This window comes from Roseobacter sp. MED193, from assembly GCF_000152965.1.
GTDB lineage: Bacteria > Pseudomonadota > Alphaproteobacteria > Rhodobacterales > Rhodobacteraceae > Pseudophaeobacter.
The window spans coordinates 155,299-173,570 of the sequence record NZ_CH902583.1 but is presented as its reverse complement, the minus strand read 5'-3'; the positions used below and the strand labels follow the sequence as shown (position 1 = coordinate 173,570).

General features: G+C 57.3%; 14 protein-coding genes. 10 read left to right on the top strand and 4 right to left on the bottom strand.

From position 1 onward, the window contains the following. The first annotated feature begins 90 nt into the window (after positions 1–90). The 9 genes from MED193_RS03335 to MED193_RS03295 all read left to right on the top strand — a co-directional run bounded on the left by MED193_RS03335 (position 91) and on the right by MED193_RS03295 (position 10,888). On the top strand, positions 91–1,059 hold the full coding sequence (locus MED193_RS03335) for an ABC transporter substrate-binding protein (protein WP_009808231.1): 969 nt from the start codon (positions 91–93) through the stop codon (positions 1,057–1,059). Beyond that, the gene (locus tag MED193_RS03330) at positions 1,059–2,762 is read left to right on the top strand and encodes an iron ABC transporter permease (protein ID WP_009808230.1); all 1,704 of its coding nucleotides are present in this window, start codon (positions 1,059–1,061) and stop codon (positions 2,760–2,762) included. The genes MED193_RS03335 and MED193_RS03330 overlap by 1 nt, the downstream gene beginning before the upstream one ends. Next, entirely contained in the window at positions 2,750–3,799 is a 1,050-nt protein-coding gene (locus tag MED193_RS03325; RefSeq protein WP_009808229.1) for an ABC transporter ATP-binding protein, read from the top strand. The genes MED193_RS03330 and MED193_RS03325 overlap by 13 nt, the downstream gene beginning before the upstream one ends. Further along, positions 3,800–4,867 carry an MBL fold metallo-hydrolase gene (locus MED193_RS03320; RefSeq protein ID WP_198133849.1) on the top strand — a complete coding sequence of 356 codons (1,068 nt, stop codon included), beginning with the start codon at positions 3,800–3,802 and terminating at the stop codon, positions 4,865–4,867. Then, on the top strand, positions 4,864–5,409 hold the full coding sequence (locus tag MED193_RS03315; protein ID WP_009808227.1) for a histidine phosphatase family protein: 546 nt from the start codon (positions 4,864–4,866) through the stop codon (positions 5,407–5,409). The genes MED193_RS03320 and MED193_RS03315 overlap by 4 nt, the downstream gene beginning before the upstream one ends. Before the next feature lie 435 nt (positions 5,410–5,844). After that, complete coding sequence (locus tag MED193_RS03310) at positions 5,845–6,990, top strand: acyl-CoA dehydrogenase family protein (RefSeq protein WP_009808226.1); 1,146 nt, start codon at positions 5,845–5,847, stop codon at positions 6,988–6,990. A gap of 117 nt (positions 6,991–7,107) precedes the next feature. After that, on the top strand, positions 7,108–8,148 hold the full coding sequence (locus MED193_RS03305; protein ID WP_009808225.1) for an enoyl-CoA hydratase/isomerase family protein: 1,041 nt from the start codon (positions 7,108–7,110) through the stop codon (positions 8,146–8,148). 3 nt (positions 8,149–8,151) lie between these two features. Continuing rightward, entirely contained in the window at positions 8,152–9,024 is an 873-nt protein-coding gene (gene mmsB, locus MED193_RS03300; protein WP_009808224.1) for a 3-hydroxyisobutyrate dehydrogenase, read from the top strand. 268 nt (positions 9,025–9,292) lie between these two features. After that, entirely contained in the window at positions 9,293–10,888 is a 1,596-nt protein-coding gene (locus tag MED193_RS03295; RefSeq protein ID WP_009808222.1) for a choice-of-anchor L domain-containing protein, read from the top strand. An 8-nt stretch (positions 10,889–10,896) separates the two neighbouring features. Here the strand turns inward: MED193_RS03295 and MED193_RS03290 are convergent, their stop codons facing one another. Further along, complete coding sequence (locus MED193_RS03290) at positions 10,897–11,658, bottom strand: helix-turn-helix transcriptional regulator (RefSeq protein WP_009808221.1); 762 nt, start codon at positions 11,656–11,658, stop codon at positions 10,897–10,899. A 128-nt stretch (positions 11,659–11,786) separates the two neighbouring features. On the opposite strand from MED193_RS03290, the gene MED193_RS03285 reads away from it, so the two are divergent. Beyond that, on the top strand, positions 11,787–12,233 hold the full coding sequence (locus MED193_RS03285) for a hypothetical protein (protein WP_009808220.1): 447 nt from the start codon (positions 11,787–11,789) through the stop codon (positions 12,231–12,233). A gap of 35 nt (positions 12,234–12,268) precedes the next feature. Here the strand turns inward: MED193_RS03285 and uvrA are convergent, their stop codons facing one another. The 3 genes from uvrA to lpdA form a co-directional block, all read right to left on the bottom strand. After that, the gene (gene uvrA / locus MED193_RS03280; protein WP_009808219.1) at positions 12,269–15,127 is read right to left on the bottom strand and encodes an excinuclease ABC subunit UvrA; all 2,859 of its coding nucleotides are present in this window, start codon (positions 15,125–15,127) and stop codon (positions 12,269–12,271) included. Positions 15,128–15,319: 192 nt separating this feature from the next. Beyond that, entirely contained in the window at positions 15,320–16,486 is a 1,167-nt protein-coding gene (locus MED193_RS03275) for an MFS transporter (protein WP_009808218.1), read from the bottom strand. Between the two features lie 385 nt (positions 16,487–16,871). Beyond that, entirely contained in the window at positions 16,872–18,266 is a 1,395-nt protein-coding gene (lpdA, locus tag MED193_RS03270; protein WP_009808217.1) for a dihydrolipoyl dehydrogenase, read from the bottom strand. Between the last annotated feature and the right edge of the window lie 6 nt (positions 18,267–18,272).

Sequence of the window (18,272 nt, the reverse complement as noted above, 5' to 3'; positions counted from 1 at the left end):
AAAAACTCGTTACAAAACCGTCAGACTTGTCAGGGATAAGGCGAACCGTGATCTTCTTTCGTTCGAAAGTTAAACCCCCAGGAGAGCCCTATGAAATCCTTTGTCACATCAACCGCTTTCGCGCTCTTGGCCAGCACAGCCATGGCCGACACAATCACTCTTTATACCTCGCAGCCCAATGCCGATGCGCAGCGGACTGTTGATGCCTTTATGGCTGCCAACCCCGGGACCGAAGTCGACTGGGTTCGTGACGGCACCACCAAACTGATGGCACGCCTGCGCGCCGAGATTGCAGCTGGAAACCCACAGCCCGATGTCCTGTTGATCGCCGATACCGTGACGCTGGAAGGCATGGCGCAAGAGGGCCTTCTGACCGCCTATCAATCGCCCGAAGCCAAAGACTATGATGCAGCGCTTTACTCAGCCGACGGCTACTACCACTCGACCAAATTGATCACCACTGGGATCGTCTACAATACCGGCGTTGATACTGCGCCGACCTCTTGGAAAGACCTCTCAGAGGCCTCCATCAAGGGGCAAATTGCGATGCCTTCGCCGCTTTATTCCGGTGCCGCACTGATCCACCTTGCCACGCTGACAGGCAATGCCACGCTCGGCTGGGATTACTACAAAGACCTCGCGGCACATGAGGCTCGTGCTCAGGGCGGCAATGGCGGGACCTTCAAGGCTGTAGCCTCGGGCGAAAAACCCTACGGCATGGTCGTTGACTTCCTTGCGATCCGTAACAAGGCCCAGGGCTCGCCCGTTGATTTCGTCTTCCCTGAGGAAGGTGTTTCTTATGTGACCGAACCGGTGGCGATCATGTCCTCTGCCAAGAACATTGATGGCGCAGAAAAATTTGTCGACTTCCTCCTCAGCTCCGAAGGCCAAGAGCTTGTTCTGGACATGGGTTATATCCCTGCCCGGAACGGTATGGGCGTCCCAGAAGGCTTTCCCGCCCGTGAAGACATCAAACTGATGGCCTTTGACCCTGCCGAAGCCCTTGCAAACGCCGAGGCCAATAAGGCCAAGTTCTCAGAGCTTTTCGGCGCTGACTGATGAGCGCCGCTCAACAAAAAGGGGGTAGCCGGTCCGAAGCCCGGCTGCTCTCTGCCATTCTGGTTATCGCGATCTGTCTGACGCTCGCCCCGGTCCTGCGCCTGTTTCTTGAGGGCATCACCCATCAAGGCCATCCCAGCCTTGCCCTTATGCGTAACGTGCTCGCGCAGCCTGCCACCTTGAGCGCGCTCAAACATTCGCTGATCACGGCCGGTTTTGGCACTTTGGTTTCCTTGCTTCTAGGCGCGGCCTTTGCCTTTCTCGTGGCGCTGACAAATCTGCGGGCCAAGCCGGCCCTGGTCTTTTGTCTGATGATCCCGATGATGATCCCGCCGCAGATCACCGCGCTGTCTTGGACACAGATCATGGGGCCCTCTTCGGTGTTGCTAAAGACACTGGGCATCGCACCACCGCTTGGTGCGCCGCAGCCGCTGTATTCGCCGGAAGGGATCATCTTTTTGCTGGGGATCCAGCATATGTCGATCATCTTTCTGACTCTGCGCGCTGGTCTGCGGTCGATCCCACAAGACGTTGTTGAGGCCGCCCGGATCAGCGGTGCCAAAGGTCTGCGCACATGGTGGCAAGTCGTGATGCCGCTGACCTTGCCAAGTCTTGCAGCGGGCACGGCCATTACCTTTGTTACCGCGCTTGGCAACTTTGGCATTCCGGCGATGCTGGGCATTCCAGCAGGATATGCAACGCTACCAACGCTCGTCTATCAAAAGCTGGCCGGTATGGGGACAACCGTTTTGGCTGAAGTCTCGATTTTGGCAATGCTGATCGGAGCAGTGGCCGTGGCGGGCATCGTGCTGCAGCGTCTGTGTCAGTCACGCCAGAAACTGCATCTTGTTGGCAGCACCTCCCGCCCGCTGGCCCTGCCCTTGGGTGCGGCCCGCCTACCCGTTGAGATACTCCTATGGGCGGTTGTCTTTGCCATCCTTGTCTTGCCCATGTTCGGCCTTTTGGCAACATCTCTGGTGCCTGCCTACGGCGTGGCACTGCGCTTTGACACGGTGACGCTTGCCTCGTGGTACGAGGTGCTGTTCCGACAGCCCGTAACCGCGCGCGCCTTGACCAATTCTTTTGGGCTCGCAGCGGGTGCCTCTGTCGCTTTGGTCATGATCTGCCTCCCCCTGGCCTGGCTGATGGAGCGTCGCAGAACGCGGTTGGCGCGGCTTTTTGACAGCCTGCTTGATCTGCCCTACGCGCTGCCAGGTGTTGTCCTGTCGATTGCCATGATCCTATTGTTGATCAAGCTCCCCTTCACCGAGGCCACCCTATACGGCACCATCTGGATCATCTTTCTGGCCTACCTCGCGCGTTTCTTTGCCGTGATGTTCCGCCCGGTACAGGCAAGCCTGAAGCAATTTGATCCAGGCATGGACGAGGCTGCACAGTCCGTCGGAGCCTCCCTCTACCGGCGGCTGCGCGATGTGGTTTTTCCCCTTTCCGCACCAGCAGCGGCGGCAGGGGCAATCCTCGTTTTTCTGACCGCGTTTAACGAACTCACGGTCTCTGCGCTCTTGTGGTCTTCGGGCACAGAAACCCTTGGCGTGGTGATATTCAATCTCGATGACAGTGGCGAAACCGGCATGGCCAGCGCCTTGGCGATGACCATCGTTTTTGTGGTCGTCGTTCTTATGGCCCTGATCCAAGTGTATTCACGCCGCTTTCCCAAAGGAGTTGTCCCATGGCAGACATAGACCTGTCTTCGGTCGGCAAGACATTCGCGGGCACACCTGCGCTCCAAGACATCACAACCCGGTTTAACGACGGTGAGTTCATCGCGCTATTGGGGCCGTCTGGCTGTGGCAAAACCACCCTCTTGCGCATCTTAGCAGGTTTCGAAGAGCCCAGCACCGGCCGCCTTCGCATCGGCACGCGGGAAATGGCCAATGCCCAGACAGGGGCGAACCTTCCCCCCGAAGAGCGCAACATCGGGTTTGTGTTTCAATCCTACGCGCTTTGGCCACATATGTCGGTGCGGCGGAACGTGTCCTACCCGCTTGAGATCCGCAGGTTTGCCAAGGCCGAGATCGCCAGACATGCCGATGCAGCGCTCGCCTTAACGGGGCTTGAGGCATACGCCGACCGGATGCCCTCTGACCTTTCGGGCGGACAGCGGCAGCGGGTGGCTTTGGCGCGCTGCCTTGTCTCTGATCCCTGCGCTGTGCTGTTGGATGAACCCCTGGCCAATCTAGATGTGGCGCTGAGGACGACGATGCAGGGAGTCTTTAGCGATTTCCACAAACGCACGGGCGCAACAATGGTCTATGTCACCCATGATCAAGCAGAAGCCATGGCGATGGCCGACAGGATCGCGGTGATGGATCAAGGCCGCATTCAGCAGTTCGACACGCCGCAAACCCTCTATGAACGGCCCAAGAATCGCTTTGTTGCTGAATTCGTCGGACGCGGGACTGTGGTGCCGGTCCAAGAGGTCAAGCAATCCGGAGCTTCACAGCAAGCGCGGATACTGGGGGCTGAGGTTGCGGTGCAATCGGCCCCGCAAGAGGCGCGGATCAGCCATGTCTGCCTGCGGCCAGAAAACCTGACGATCACAGAGAGTGGCGATCTGCGCAGCGAGGTCGCGCGGGTCACCTATATGGGGGGTAAATACCTCCTGGAAACGGTAACCGAATGCGGCGCGCGCCTGTTTGCAGAAACCCGCGCGCGCTTCGAAGTCGGGGCGCAACTGGGCCTCACAATCACCACACCCTGGGCCTTTTCAGAGGATTAAATGCACAGCATACGACTACTTTCCGGCATCGGGGACAAAGGCCCTGCCTGCATGCAACTGACCGTGAATGATCGGATTTGGCTGCTTGACTGCGGCTTTGGCCCGGAGGCAAACGCGCATTTCGATCCCGCTTGGCTTGAGGGGGCAGATGCGGTGTTCATCACCCATGATCACATCGATCATATCGGTGGCGCCTCCCATGCTGTAGAGGCAGGGTTGCCCATCTATGCAACGGCGCAAACCGCCAAAGCCCTGCCGCCTGCGGCCAAGGTTCATCTGCTGCCCGAACAGGGCCAGACGCTGATAAACGGCGTCACCCTGACCACCGGCCGCAATGGCCATGCCATGGGCGGTGTCTGGTTCCACTTCGATCTGGGAGAAGGGCTTTTCTATTCTGGCGATTGGTCAGAGGAGTCAGACTGGTTCACCTTCGATGTGCCCCCCCCGGCCGCGACAGCGATCTTGGATTGCTCCTACCACCTTGATGACGTGCCGCAGTCGGATCGGTTGGAAGCACTGAATGCCCTGCTCGACCGGGTCGAGGGTCAAGTGCTTTTGCCCGTCCCGCCCTCTGGCCGCGCGGGCGAAATAGCACTGCATCTGATCCGGCGCTACGGATGTGAAAATGTAATGCTTGACCCTGAATGCCAAGACAGGCTGCGTGCCGCGCTGCACAGTGGTGCCGTTAGCGCAGATGCCCAGGAGATCGCACCGCTTTTGCACCGTGGGCCGATGGAGCAGGCTCGTTTCTTGATCTGTGACACCCCCAATGCCGACGGCGGGGCCGCGTGGGGCTATGTGCGGGCGTGGCATGAAAGCGGCCGTTTGGGACGCGACGCGCATGTGGTCTTCACCGGCCATATGACGGCCCATGCCCGTGGCATTTGCAGCGTCCCCGGTGGGTATTTTCAGCGCTGGAACGTACATCCGCCGCTGCGCGATCAAGTGAAAATGCTAAAACGTCTTGGCGCCAAGCGCTTTGCTCCTGCGTTCTGCACACAGCCCGAAGACTACCTAATCGAGGGGCTCGAAGCTGAGGTGTTCTTTCACGACCGGGTGCGCCTATGACCTCTGCACCTCTGCCATCGCGCAGCTTTTGTCTGATCCGCCACGGCGAAACCACCGCCAACGCAAATAAGATTATCGCGGGAGCAACGGATGTTCCGCTCAGTCAGATGGGCCGCGTTCAGGCAAGCGCCCTATCAAACAGGGTATGGCCAGATCCGATTGTGATCTATGCGAGTCCAAAATCCCGCGCCCAGCACACCGCTCAGCTCGCCTTTCCAGGGCGAAAGTTTAAGTTACACAATGGGTTGCGCGAACGTCATTGGGGCGTTTTTGAAGGACAACCCTTGACCGAGCAACCCGCAAGAGAAAACACGCCAGACCAGGGCGAGAGTTGGTCCGATATGCTGATGCGCGTGCGAAGCACTATCACAGAAATCTGCGCCACCTCAGCGGCCCCGCTGCCGGTTCTGGTATGTCATTCCGGCATAATCCGCGCCGCGCGGGTGTTATGGACCACAGGTGACGTCGGCCAGCGCCCGCCCAACGCACTGCCCCTGTTGTTTGAAAAAGCAGGTCAGAAAATTATCGAGACCCCCCTATGACAGAAGCTTCTGCCCCCCGCCTGACTGGGTATTAATCCAGATGGGCTTTGCTGCCTGGCCTCTGGCCTGCAACCTGTACTATCCATGGGCCGGTTCAGGGGGCCTTCGCTATGAAGCCCTAGCCGGGTCAAACCAGACCTAATGCGAACCGCGTGGTTTCAGGGCTGCAACATTCGGATACCAGCTCTCTATCAGGTCGCTCGTTGTGACCATTTGCGCATGGGTGTGAGCGATTTCGCTGGATCCCCACGATGGCTGCCCAGCGGAATCGCGACAACAAAGCCCCGCTACACCCCTATTGCAAAACCAAGGGTCCGGCTAAAGCCACATCCATTCTTGCAGGTCGAGTTTGCAGCAGCGCAGCTTGCTCTTGAGCTTCAGGGCGGCTATTAAATAAACAACCGTTCAATTCATACACGCCAGGGAGGACAGGACGTGGATTTTGCTTTGACCGAGGAACAGACCGCGATTTTTGATATGGCTCATGCATTTGGCCAGGAAAACATCGCCCCCTTTGCGCGCCAGTGGGAAGCAGAGGGCACCATCCCCAAAGAGCTATGGCCTCGGGTGGGCGAACTGGGTTTTGGCGGGCTCTATGTGAGCGAGGAGACCGGAGGCTCGGCCCTATCACGTCTCGATGCAACACTGGTGTTTGAAGCCCTCTCAATGGCCTGCCCTTCGGTAGCGGCCTTTTTGTCAATCCACAATATGTGCGCCAAGATGCTGGACAGCTTTGCCAGCGATGAGATGAAAGCGCGCATCATGCCGGATGTTTTGTCGCTGAATACTGTTTTAAGCTACTGCCTGACCGAGCCTGGTTCTGGCTCTGACGCTGCCGCATTGAAAACCCGTGCCGAGAAGACCAACGAGGGTTACACCCTGAATGGTAACAAGGCCTTTATTTCCGGGGGGGGCTATTCTGACGCCTATGTCTGCATGGTGCGCACCGGCGAGGAAGGGCCAAAAGGAATTTCCACCGTCTATGTCGAGGACGGCACCAAAGGTCTGTCCTTTGGCGGGCTGGAAGAAAAAATGGGCTGGAAAAGCCAACCCACGGCGCAGGTTCAGTTTGACGACTGCAAGATCCCGGCCAACAATCTGGTTGGCGAAGAGGGTAAGGGCTTTAAATACGCCATGATGGGACTGGACGGTGGCCGCCTGAACATCTCTTCCTGTTCTCTTGGTGCGGCCCAGACTGCGCTGAACATGACACTGCAATATATGTCAGAGCGCAAGGCTTTCGGCAAATCCATCGATCAGTTCCAGGGGCTTCAATTCCGCCTCGCTGATATGGAGATCGAACTGCAGGCAGCCCGCGTTTTCCTGCGCCAAGCCGCATGGAAGCTTGATCAGGGGGCGCTCGATGCCAGCAAGCATTGCGCCATGGCGAAGAAGTTTGTGACCGAGGCTGGCTCCAAAATTGTTGATCAATGTCTGCAACTGCATGGTGGTTATGGCTATCTTGCGGATTACGGCATCGAAAAACTGGTGCGCGACCTGCGGGTTCACCAAATTCTGGAAGGCACCAATGAAATCATGCGGGTGATTGTCGCGCGCCATTTGCTGGCCGAACATAGCTAAGCACAGTAGAAACCTTCCCACAGCCGCTGGCCAGGTCTGCCCCACAGGCCCTCCCCACAGGCCCCTGGTCAGCGACCGTTTGGATTGGATGCCTGTATTGGCCAATTGCGAGGAAATATGAGCGATATCAATATTCGTGTGACTGGCAAGGCCGGTCGCATTACTCTCACCCGCGGCAAAGCCCTGAACGCGCTGTCATATGAGATGTGCATGGCAATCGACGCCGCTATGCGCCAATGGGCCACAGACGACGCGGTCAAACTGGTTGTCATTGATGCCGAGGGCGAAAAGGCCTTTTGTGCCGGTGGCGATATTGCCGAACTCTATGACACTGGCACCGGAGGCGACTACGCCTATGGCCGGAAATTTTGGAGCGACGAGTATCGTCTGAATGCTCTGATCTTCAAATACCCCAAACCCGTCGTGAGCTTTCTGCAGGGCTTTACCATGGGCGGCGGTGTCGGCATTGGCTGCCATGGCACCCATCGCATCGTTGGCGACAGCAGCCAGATTTCTATGCCCGAAGCAGGCATTGGCCTTATTCCCGATGTGGGGGGCACTCTCATGCTCACGCTGGCGACCGGACGTCTGGGCGAATACCTTGGTATGACTGGTGCCCGTATGAAGGCCGCCGATGCGATCTATGCAGGCTTTGCAGATTTCTACATCCCCGAGAGCTATTGGCCTTTGCTCATCACTGGACTGGAGAAAGAGGGGGACCCTGCGATTGTTGACGTGGCCTCGCAGAAGCCTCCCACTGGCAGCTTGCAGCTCCAGCAAGAAGAGATAGACCGATACTTTGCTGGTGAAACCCTGACAGATATCCTGACCCTGCTGCAAACTCAGCCCAGCGAATTTGCCGAAAAGACCCTAAAGACACTGGGGCGCAATGCGCCACTTTCTATGGCCTGCACCGTTGAGCTTTTGCACCGGCTGCGCGAGAGCAACCTGAGCATTCACAAGGCGCTGGAGCATGAATACCGCTTTACCTATCGTGCTATGGAGAAGGGCGACTTTCTCGAAGGTATTCGCGCCCAAATCATCGACAAGGACCGCCAGCCCAAATGGCAATATGCAGAGCAGGATGTTCCGGCCACGGCTGTCAGTCAGATGCTTATGCCCCTCGGGGCTGATAGCCTGAGTTTTGAGGAGGAATAGAATATGAAAATCGGATTTATTGGCCTTGGTAACATGGGCGGCCCCATGGCAGCCAATCTCGCCAAAGAAGGCCACGAGGTTCTTGGCTTTGACAGGGCTGACGTCCAGGTGGAGGGCGTGACAATGGCTGCTTCTGCCGTTGCGGCAGCAACCGGAGCCGATGTGGTCATAACCATGTTGCCCAACGGCCAGATCCTGCGCGCTGTGGCAAACGACGTGGTGCCAGCCATGCAGGCCGGGGCGGCCCTGGTGGATTGCTCCACTGTGGATGTGGACTCGGCGCGCGCCGTGGCCGAACAGGCCGCTGCTGCGGAGCTGCTGTTTGTCGACGCGCCTGTATCTGGTGGCATCGGCGGGGCTGCTGGCGGAACTTTGACCTTTATGGCCGGCGGCAGCGCCGATGCCTTTGCCAAGGCAGAACCGCTGTTTGACATCATGGGGCAGAAGGCCGTCCATTGTGGCGAGGCCGGCGCCGGCCAGGCAGCCAAGATCTGCAACAACATGATCCTGGGCGTCACGATGATTGCCACCTGCGAAGCCTTTGCCCTGGCGGATAAGCTGGGTCTGGACCGCCAGAAGATGTTTGATGTGGTCTCCACCTCCTCGGGCTATTCTTGGACCATGAACGCCTATTGCCCCGCCCCTGGGGTTGGCCCGCAATCCCCTGCGGACAATGACTACAAACCTGGCTTTGCTGCGGAACTGATGCTCAAGGATCTGCGCCTCAGCCAGCAAGCTGCGACCAGCGCCGATGCCGATACCCCAATGGGAGAATTGGCGCAGGCGCTTTACACACAGTTTGTCGAAAACGAAGAAGGCACGGGTATGGATTTCTCAGCCATGCTGCCCCGGTTCGAACAGCGTGGTCGCGGCTAACCCTAAACGACTACGACAAGAGCCCTTTTGCCTTCATTGCCCGGCCCTGATCTGCCTCATCCCCATTGAGCCAGATCAGGGTCGGGCTTTTTGCTGCCCCCTAAAGCCCTTTACCCGCCAGGATCTGGGTTTTTTTTAAGAATTTCTTCAATTTGATTAAAATTCAGGAAATTGGCACCGGGTTTCCACATTTCAGTCTAAGTTCACGGCGACACCTGAGACCGGGTCACAGAAGTTTTGCGACCTGTCACAGAACGCAGGATCTCAGATGCCAACGGCCACAGAACTCAATATCAATACCTCCGCCACAGCCGATCAGATGGCTCAGGAGATTTTTGGCGATGGCACCACGGTCGTCAGCGCCAGCTATTCTGGCGATGGGGCCTCGTCAGGCATCTATTCCGGCGCGGATACCACCGTTGCTGGCGTGGCGCCAGCTGACAGCGGCGTCATCTTGTCCACAGGGCATGTAGCGGACTTTACCAACAGTTCCGGATCCACCAATACCAATACGTCCGGCAATACCAGCACCAATACCAGCGGCACCAATGGGGACAGCGATTTTAACGCCATCGCAGGCGCCGCCACCTATGACGCTGCCTTTATGGAGATCGACTTCATTCCTGATGGCGATGTGCTGACGCTGGATTTTGTGCTCTCCTCCGAGGAATACCCAGAGTTTTCCAACTCGCAGTACAACGATGTGGTTGGCGTCTGGGTCAACGGGGTTCAGGCCCAGGTCACCATCGGGGATGGCTCGGCCTCGATTGGCAATATCAACCAAAACGATACCCAAAATATCTACGTCGACAATACTGGCGATCAGTACAACACAGAAATGGACGGTTTCACTATCACCCTGACCTTTACCGCACCGGTAAATGCAGGAGAGGTGAACTCAATCAAGATCGGTGTCGCAGATGTCGCCGACAGCAGCTATGACACCAACCTTCTGGTGGCCGGGGGATCCGTCCAAACCGCCTTTGTTGCCCAGGATGATCAGGTAGACCTGAGCTACAACACTTCAAAAACACTAGATGTTTTGGCAAATGATGCCGATGCCTCTGGCGGCACACTGACCATCACCCATATCAATGACATCGCCGTCACAGCCGGGGATACCGTAACCCTGGCTACTGGCCAGGAGATCACACTGAACCCAGATGGCACGCTTGAAGTACTGTCTGACGGGGACGATGAAACCGTCTATTTCAACTACACCACTGAAAACGACAGCGGCGATAGCGACACGGCGCTGGTCGAGATCAACCAGGCCCAGGCCTGCTTTATGGCTGGAACCCGGATCGAGACGGAACAAGGCCCGGTGGCAATAGAAAACCTGGAACCGGGCATGATGATCCAGACCTATGATAACGGGTTCCAACCGCTGCGCTGGATAGGCCATAGCCAGGTTCCGGTCACAGCCACCACTGCGCCGATCCGCTTTGCCAAGGGACAATTTGGCGCTGACGCTGATCTCTGGGTCTCTCCCAATCATCGGATGCTTGTCACCGGCCAATTCGCCGAGCTGCTGTTTGGTGAAGATGAAGTCCTGGCCAAGGCCAAGGATCTGATCAACGATTCAGGCATTCGCCCCGATCTGAGCCTTGCAAGGGTCGACTACTACCATCTGCTGTTTGACCAGCATGAGATCCTAACCTCCCATGGGGTTTTAAGCGAAAGCTACCATCCCGGCCCACAGACAACCGCAGGCTTTGACGCTGAAACCCAGGCTGAGCTGTTTGCCCTGTTCCCAGAACTGTGCCCAAAACGCGGTGTCGGCTACGGCTATGCTGTGCGCCCTGCCCTGCGCCAGTTCGAAGCGAAACTGTTAAACACCTACCTTACCTCCACTGCGGTTTGATCAGAGCGTCAGAACAATTCCATAAGGAGGTTTTTGGTCGCGTCATCCGCCGGAAACATCATTTCCAATCGCAGCTCTGACATGGCGAGATCACCCGTAGAGATGAACTGGGTCAGGGTTGAAAACAGCTTCAGATCCAGCCCATTGAACCGGTAGTGGGTTGGAATGACAGCTGGAATGTCCTGCAGGACGGGGTGGGAATGCGCCCGAACTCGTCGCTGCAATTGTGCTATTGCACGTTCCAAAATCGGCGCCTTTCCCAGATGGGCAAGCTCGCTGCGCAGCCGCAACAGTGTCAGCGCTTCGACCTCCGCAAGATTGACCAGACCTGCGCGCAGGGTCTCGTTCTCCACTAAGGCGTCAACCAAATTGTCGCCCAGCTCTATCCCAGCGCCGGTCAGCAGAGCCGCGGCAGGTGGATTTGTCGCCTTAAGAACCCAATGATGATCAATTGCCATTGCAGGAAAGGGCGCATGGCGCTCCAACATCCATGTCACAGCCTGCTCTAGGGGCGCGCGATCCTGGTCCCTGAGACCATCGCCGCCAAAGGCCGGTGCCAAGCCTGCCGCAAGCAATAGCTGATTTTGCACCACCAACGGCATCTGCAAGACCGCCCCCAGTTGCAAAGCCATGTCTCGACTGGCGCGGGCACGTCCTGTTTCCAAGAACGAAACATGCCGGGCGGAGACCTCAGCCGAAAGCGCCAAGTCCAACTGGCTCATCCGGCGAATACTGCGCCACTCTTTTAAGATCTTACCAAAACCGCTCATCCAGTTCGCTCACCTCTATCTTCTCGCAACCTTATCCCGTTCACATCACCAGTTCACTTACCTCTGAGGTAATTGTTTTCAGAGGCAGCAATTGAAAGGGTCCTGCAATCACAGAAGAGGAGATTTCTATGACACATGACACTGCAACCAAGGCGCTGAAAACTGCTGCGCTTGCGACTGCGCTCTTTGGGCTGGCTATGGTCTTGGCTCTGATCACCCCACTTCGGGCGGTCTTTGAGATATTTCTCGATCTGGTGCACTATCCACTAGACGGGCAACAAAGCCTCAGCGGCGACAGTGCCCATGTTCTGACTGCAATTTCTGGCGGATTATTGGTCGGGCTCGGTGCTTTGATCTGGGGCATCACCCAAGAGCTCTATGCCAAGCGGCCAGATGTGGGAGGGCGTATCATTCTGCTGGGTGTTTTTGCATGGTACCTCCCAGACAGCTTTGGCTCTTACATGGTCGGGGCCTGGTTCAATGTGGTTTTGAACACCATTTTCCTGGCCATGTTTGTTCTGCCGATAGTCTTTCACCACCAGACCTACAAGAAAGCAGTGCTGGCCCGAGGTTAGAAAAGCGACGGCCGGGGGAGCCCCCGGCCATTTGCCTATTCAGCTGCAACTTTTTTGGCAGCCAACATCTCTTTGAGATAGTGCCCCGTGTGGCTGCGTGGCTCTTTGGCGACGGTCTCAGGCGTGCCGACCGCAACGATCTCTCCACCGCCATCGCCGCCTTCTGGGCCAATATCGATAATCCAATCCGCGGTTTTGATCACATCAAGGTTGTGCTCAATCACCACCACAGAATTGCCCTGATCTACCAGCTCATGCAGAACTTCGAGCAGCTTTTTCACATCCTCAAAATGCAGGCCCGTCGTGGGTTCGTCCAGGATATAAAGCGTCCGTCCTGTCGAGCGTTTGCTCAACTCCTTGGACAGTTTCACCCGCTGCGCCTCACCACCAGACAGGGTTGTGGCCTGTTGACCGACCTTGATATAGCCCAGGCCAACCCGCATCAGCGCATCCATCTTGTCGCGGATCGAGGGCACTGCCTGAAAGAACTCCTGCGCATCTTCCACAGTCATATCAAGCACATCTGCGATGCTCTTGCCCTTGAATTTGACCTCCAATGTCTCGCGGTTGTAGCGCGCACCTTTGCAGGTTTCGCATTCGACATAGACATCCGGCAGGAAATGCATCTCGATCTTGATAACGCCGTCCCCCTGGCAGGCCTCACAGCGCCCCCCCTTGACGTTGAACGAAAACCGTCCCGGTTTGTAGCCGCGGGTCTTGGCCTCTGGCAGACCCGCAAACCAATCTCGGATCGGGGTAAAGGCGCCAGTATAGGTGGCCGGGTTGGAGCGCGGCGTGCGGCCAATGGCCCGCTGGTCGATGTCGATCACCTTGTCCAGATGCTCCAACCCCTTGATGCTTTCGCAGGGCGCCGGTGTCTGGCGGGCGCCGTTCAATCGCATCGAAGCAGTCTTGAACAAGGTTTCAATGGTCAGGGTAGATTTCCCGCCCCCTGACACCCCGGTCACGCAGAGGAATTTCCCCAGCGGGAATTCTGCTGTGACATTTTTCAGGTTGTTGCCAGTGGCCTTGACCACCTTCAGCTTTTTCTTGTTGCCCTTGCGCCGCTTGGCCGGCACCGGAATCTCGCGCACACCCGCCAGATACTGGCCGGTAATAGACGCAGCATCCGCCGTCACCTGCGCCGCAGTGCCATGGCTGACCACCTCACCACCATGCACGCCGGCACCGGGTCCGATATCAAAAACGTAATCCGCTTGGCGGATCATATCCTCATCGTGTTCGACCACGATAACGGTATTGCCCTGATCCCGCAGGTTTTTCAGCGTGGTGATCAGCCGATCGTTGTCACGCTGATGCAGGCCGATCGAGGGCTCATCCAAGACATACAAAACCCCGGTCAGGCCAGAGCCGATCTGACTGGCCAATCGGATCCGCTGGCTTTCGCCGCCCGATAGGGTGCCACTTGAGCGTGACAGGGTAAGGTATTCCAATCCCACATTATTCAGGAACCCGAGCCTTTCGCGGATCTCCTTCACGATGGCGCGGGCGATCTCCTGTTTTTGCTTACTTAGGTGGTTGGGCACATCTTCAATCCAGGCAAGCGCCTCACGGATCGATTTCTGCACCACCTCGCCCACGTGGACACCGGCAATCTTGACCGCCAGCGCCTCTTCACGCAGGCGGTAGCCACCACAGGCCCCACAGGAACGATTGTTCTGGTAGCGTTCAAACTCTTCGCGGATCCAATTGCTGTCGGTCTCGCGATAGCGCCGTTCCATATTGGGGATAACACCCTCAAAAACGCGCGTCACTTCATAGACCCGGCCCCCTTCATCATAGCGGAAAGGGATTTCCTCCGTCCCAGAGCCGTGCAAAAAGACCTGCTGCACCTTGGGGTCCAGGTCTTTCCACTGAGTGTTCTTGTCGAACCCATAATGTTTGGCGATCGCCTCAATGGTCTGCAAGAAATAGGGCGATTTCCCCTTGCGCCAGGGCGCCAGGGCCCCGTCATAGATCTTCAGGCTTTGGTCGGGCACCACCAGGCGTTCATCAAAGAACAGCTCAACCCCCAGCCCGTCGCAGACCGAACAGGCGCCAAAGGGTGCGTTGAAGGAAAACAGCCGTGGTTCGATCTCGGGGATGGTGAACCCGCTGACAGGGCAGGCAAAATTTTCGCTGAAGGTCAGCCGTTCAGGATCACCCTCACGCGGAGCGGTCTCCAAAATGGCGATGCCATCGGCGAGATCCAGAGCGGTGCGCAGACTATCGGCAAGCCGGGTCTCCAGCCCTTCACGCACCACTAGGCGGTCCACCACCACATCGATATCATGGCGGAATTTTTTGTCGAGAGTGGGCGGCTCGTCCAGCTCATAGAATTCGCCATCCACCTTAACCCGCTGGAAGCCCTGCTTTCTGAGCTCCAGCATCTCTTTTTTGTATTCACCTTTGCGGTCCCGCACGATGGGCGCCAGAAGGTAGCCCCGCGTGCCTTCCTCCAGGGACATGACCCGGTCAACCATATCCTGTACCTGTTGCGCCTCAATCGGCAGGCCGGTTGCAGGGCTGTAGGGCGTGCCTGCACGGGCAAAGAGCAGCCGCAGGTAATCGTAGATCTCGGTCACAGTGCCCACAGTGGAGCGCGGGTTTTTCGACGTGGTCTTTTGCTCAATCGAGATCGCCGGGCTGAGACCGGAAATGTGATCTACATCAGGCTTTTCCATCATATCGAGGAACTGGCGCGCATAGGCGCTTAGGCTCTCAACATAGCGGCGCTGACCCTCAGCATAGATGGTATCAAAGGCCAGCGAGGATTTGCCCGAGCCAGAGAGGCCAGTAATCACAACCAGCTCATCGCGAGGGATATCCACATCAATGTTTTTGAGATTGTGTTCGCGTGCGCCGCGCACCTCGATGGATTTCAACTCAGCCATACTGCCCTCGTGCCAAATACTCTGGCCACCACGGGTTCACACCGCTGCCAGTCTTCGCCCTACAGATAGGCAATGTCGCGCAAGACTCCAACAGAAAAATGAGAACGTTAGAAGAACATTTTCCCGTATTTTTTCCGCCGCACCCCAAATCTGGTGGCTGTACCTATGCTCTGACACCTCCTGCAAGCGGGTTTACGCCTTTCGCTTCTGCGCTAGGAACTGGTGAACCAGAAAACCGCCCAAGAACAGTGAAAGCAATACCGTCATCAGCCCCGCAAATCCCGCAAGGCCGAGCGTCAGAACCATCAAGGGCGTCCCAATGGTATTGCCAAGGTTGCCAGCCTGGGCCAGAACGCCCCCGGCCTGCGCCCGCTCTGCATCGCCAAGGTTGAGCTGGGGCACCGAGGCGAAAGACCCCCCCTGCACCAACCCCATGGCTGCGGCAAGCGCAATGCAGGCCATCGGATCGCCAGGCTGGATCCAAAGCCACAGTACGCCACAGGCCGAGAGCACAAAGCCCAGCTGCGCAACCTTCACACCCGACATCCGGCGAAGCAAAAACACCCCCAGGATCATAGAGCTGGCAATGCTGGCCAGTGGCATGGCCGCCAGAACAAAGCGCCGCAGATCTTCTGCGATATAGGGGGGGATCACCGTCAGGATAGAAACAAAGCAACAGGTATAGAACAGCCAGCCCGCAGCGGGGGCCACGATCCAGGGGCTACGATAAACCGGCAGGTGCATCCCGGGCAGGCTACCCAGCCTGGGAAACGCAGTGCGCGGTGGCACCGGCACATCCCGTAGCGCGAATCCAAGCCAGAGCGCCAAGCCAGCCATGATCACAGCATGTGCCGCAAAAAGCGACAAGAGGCCAAACCCGGCAACAAGCGGCAGACCAAGCCAGGCCAATAGGGTGAATGCGACGCCAAAGAAGGTGCTCCAAAGAGTCATCGCTAGTCCGCGATCGCGGTGAGAGCTGAGCGCCGCAATCAATGTCGGCCCCGCAACCACCACGCCCAGATGCGATAACCCCTCAATCAGGCGACTGGCAAGAAACAGGCCAAAGGGCAGATGCAGCGCTTGCAGGGCAGACATCCCAGCCCCCACCCAAAGCGCCCAGACGAGGCTGCGCCGATAGCCAAAGCTGCTGACAAACAGCCCTGCTACCAACCCCAAAATGATCCCCACGAGCCCCACCAAGGAGACCGTAAAGCTGATAGAAGTTCCTGCATCTGGATAGAGCAGCGTCATACGATCAAAGATGATGCTGATTTTTCCGTATTGCGCCGCAACACCCAGACCCGCAGCCCAGATGGCAAAAATAGTTGGCCAGTCTGTGGTGCTCCGCTGCGATGTCATTGGCTGCGACTCCCTCTTGGGTTGAGGGCAGCTGCGCCCTGCCCTTAGACCCCACCTTTAGACTGGGCCACCTCGGAGTGCCAGCTCCGCAGTGCTGCCATTTTGTCAGAATGGGACCACCTCGACAGGCCCAAAACGGCACGCAGAGTTGAAAATGTCGTGTTTGCAACAGCTTCAATATTCATTCCAAAGGCTCCATTTTCCGATCCACAGGCCCGCAGACTTACGCAAGAAATTGAGAGCAATACGGCCAGAACGCCGCATTTGCCGAGATTGTTTCAAAGGCTTTAGGTAGATTTTAGCGACATCTCTGTGCTGACAGAAAAAACGCGCGCCCCCTACGGGACGCGCGCCTTGAATTTAACATCTCACTGATCTGGCCAACCTACATATGAATAACGCGGTCAAAGGCGTCCAGAACGCTTTCGTGCATCATCTCGCTCAGCGTCGGATGCGGGAAGACAGTGTTCATCAGGTCTTCTTCGGTGGTTTCCAGCTGACGGCCGACCACATAGCCCTGGATCAGTTCGGTAACTTCCGCCCCGACCATATGGGCCCCCAGGAGTTCCCCGGTTTTGGCATCAAACACGGTCTTAACCAGTCCTTCGGCCTCCCCCAAAGCGATGGCTTTGCCGTTGCCGATAAAGGGAAAGCGGCCAACCTTGATATCATAGCCAAGCTCTTTGGCGCGTGCTTCGGTATAACCGACACTGGCCACCTGCGGCTGGCAATAGGTGCAGCCTGCGATGCTTTCGGGTTTCACCGGATGAGCATGTTTGCCGCCGATCAGATCGGCGACCATGACACCTTCGTGGCTGGCCTTATGGGCCAACCAGGGCGCACCGGCGATATCACCAATGGCATAAAGCCCCTCAACCCCGGTGCGGCAGTATTCATCTGTCACCACATGGGTCCGGTCGACCTTGACGCCAAGCGCTTCTAGCCCCAGGCCTTCGACATTGCCAACAATGCCAACGGCAGAGATCACCGTGTCGAACTCCTGCTTCTCGACCTTACCGCCAACCTCAATATGAGCGGTGACCTTGCCCTTACCCCGGTCCAGCTGCTTGACCATGGCTTTTTCCATGATCTTCATGCCCTGTTTGACAAAAGCTTTCTTGGCGAAGGCTGAAATCTCAGCATCTTCGACTGGCAACACCCTATCCATGACCTCGACCACAGTGGTTTCGGCGCCCAGGGTATTGTAAAAACTGGCGAATTCAATGCCAATGGCACCTGACCCAATGACCAGAAGCTTCTTGGGCATCCGGGGCGGAACCAGCGCATCTCGGTAGGTCCAGACCAAATCGCCATCCCCTTCCAGCCCAGGCAGCTCCCGTGCCCGTGCACCGGTGGCAAGGATGATATTCTTCCCCGTCAGCTCCTGCGTCCCTTTATCGGTTATAACGCTGACCTTTCCTTTGGCAGGGATCATCGCCTCGCCCATCACTACGGTGATCTTGTTCTTCTTCATCAGGTGACCAATACCCGAAGACAGCTGCTTTGCGACCCCGCGGGAGCGTTTGACAACAGCATCCAGATCATAGGTGATATTCTCAGCGCCGAGGCCAAATTCCTTGGCCCGCTCCATCAGGTGAAACACTTCGGAAGAGCGCAACAGCGCCTTGGTGGGGATACAGCCCCAGTTGAGGCAAATGCCGCCTAGGTTCTCGCGCTCTACGATCGCGGTTTTCAGCCCCAGCTGAGCCGCACGGATTGCGGCGACATAGCCCCCCGGTCCTGCGCCAATTACAATGACATCATAGGTTTGTGCGGCCATGGTCTT

What these genes read in the sequence shown, in the direction of transcription:
- MED193_RS03275 (WP_009808218.1), bottom strand. Translation starts at nt 16,486, where the DNA reads ATGACATCGCAGCGGAGCACCACAGACTGGCCAACTATTTTTGCCATC.
- mmsB (WP_009808224.1), top strand. Translation starts at nt 8,152, where the DNA reads ATGAAAATCGGATTTATTGGCCTTGGTAACATGGGCGGCCCCATGGCA.
- MED193_RS03285 (WP_009808220.1), top strand. Translation starts at nt 11,787, where the DNA reads ATGACACATGACACTGCAACCAAGGCGCTGAAAACTGCTGCGCTTGCG.
- uvrA (WP_009808219.1), bottom strand. Translation starts at nt 15,127, where the DNA reads ATGGCTGAGTTGAAATCCATCGAGGTGCGCGGCGCACGCGAACACAAT.
- MED193_RS03335 (WP_009808231.1), top strand. Translation starts at nt 91, where the DNA reads ATGAAATCCTTTGTCACATCAACCGCTTTCGCGCTCTTGGCCAGCACA.
- MED193_RS03295 (WP_009808222.1), top strand. Translation starts at nt 9,293, where the DNA reads ATGCCAACGGCCACAGAACTCAATATCAATACCTCCGCCACAGCCGAT.
- MED193_RS03330 (WP_009808230.1), top strand. Translation starts at nt 1,059, where the DNA reads ATGAGCGCCGCTCAACAAAAAGGGGGTAGCCGGTCCGAAGCCCGGCTG.
- MED193_RS03305 (WP_009808225.1), top strand. Translation starts at nt 7,108, where the DNA reads ATGAGCGATATCAATATTCGTGTGACTGGCAAGGCCGGTCGCATTACT.
- MED193_RS03290 (WP_009808221.1), bottom strand. Translation starts at nt 11,658, where the DNA reads ATGAGCGGTTTTGGTAAGATCTTAAAAGAGTGGCGCAGTATTCGCCGG.
- lpdA (WP_009808217.1), bottom strand. Translation starts at nt 18,266, where the DNA reads ATGGCCGCACAAACCTATGATGTCATTGTAATTGGCGCAGGACCGGGG.
- MED193_RS03320 (WP_198133849.1), top strand. Translation starts at nt 3,800, where the DNA reads ATGCACAGCATACGACTACTTTCCGGCATCGGGGACAAAGGCCCTGCC.
- MED193_RS03325 (WP_009808229.1), top strand. Translation starts at nt 2,750, where the DNA reads ATGGCAGACATAGACCTGTCTTCGGTCGGCAAGACATTCGCGGGCACA.
- MED193_RS03315 (WP_009808227.1), top strand. Translation starts at nt 4,864, where the DNA reads ATGACCTCTGCACCTCTGCCATCGCGCAGCTTTTGTCTGATCCGCCAC.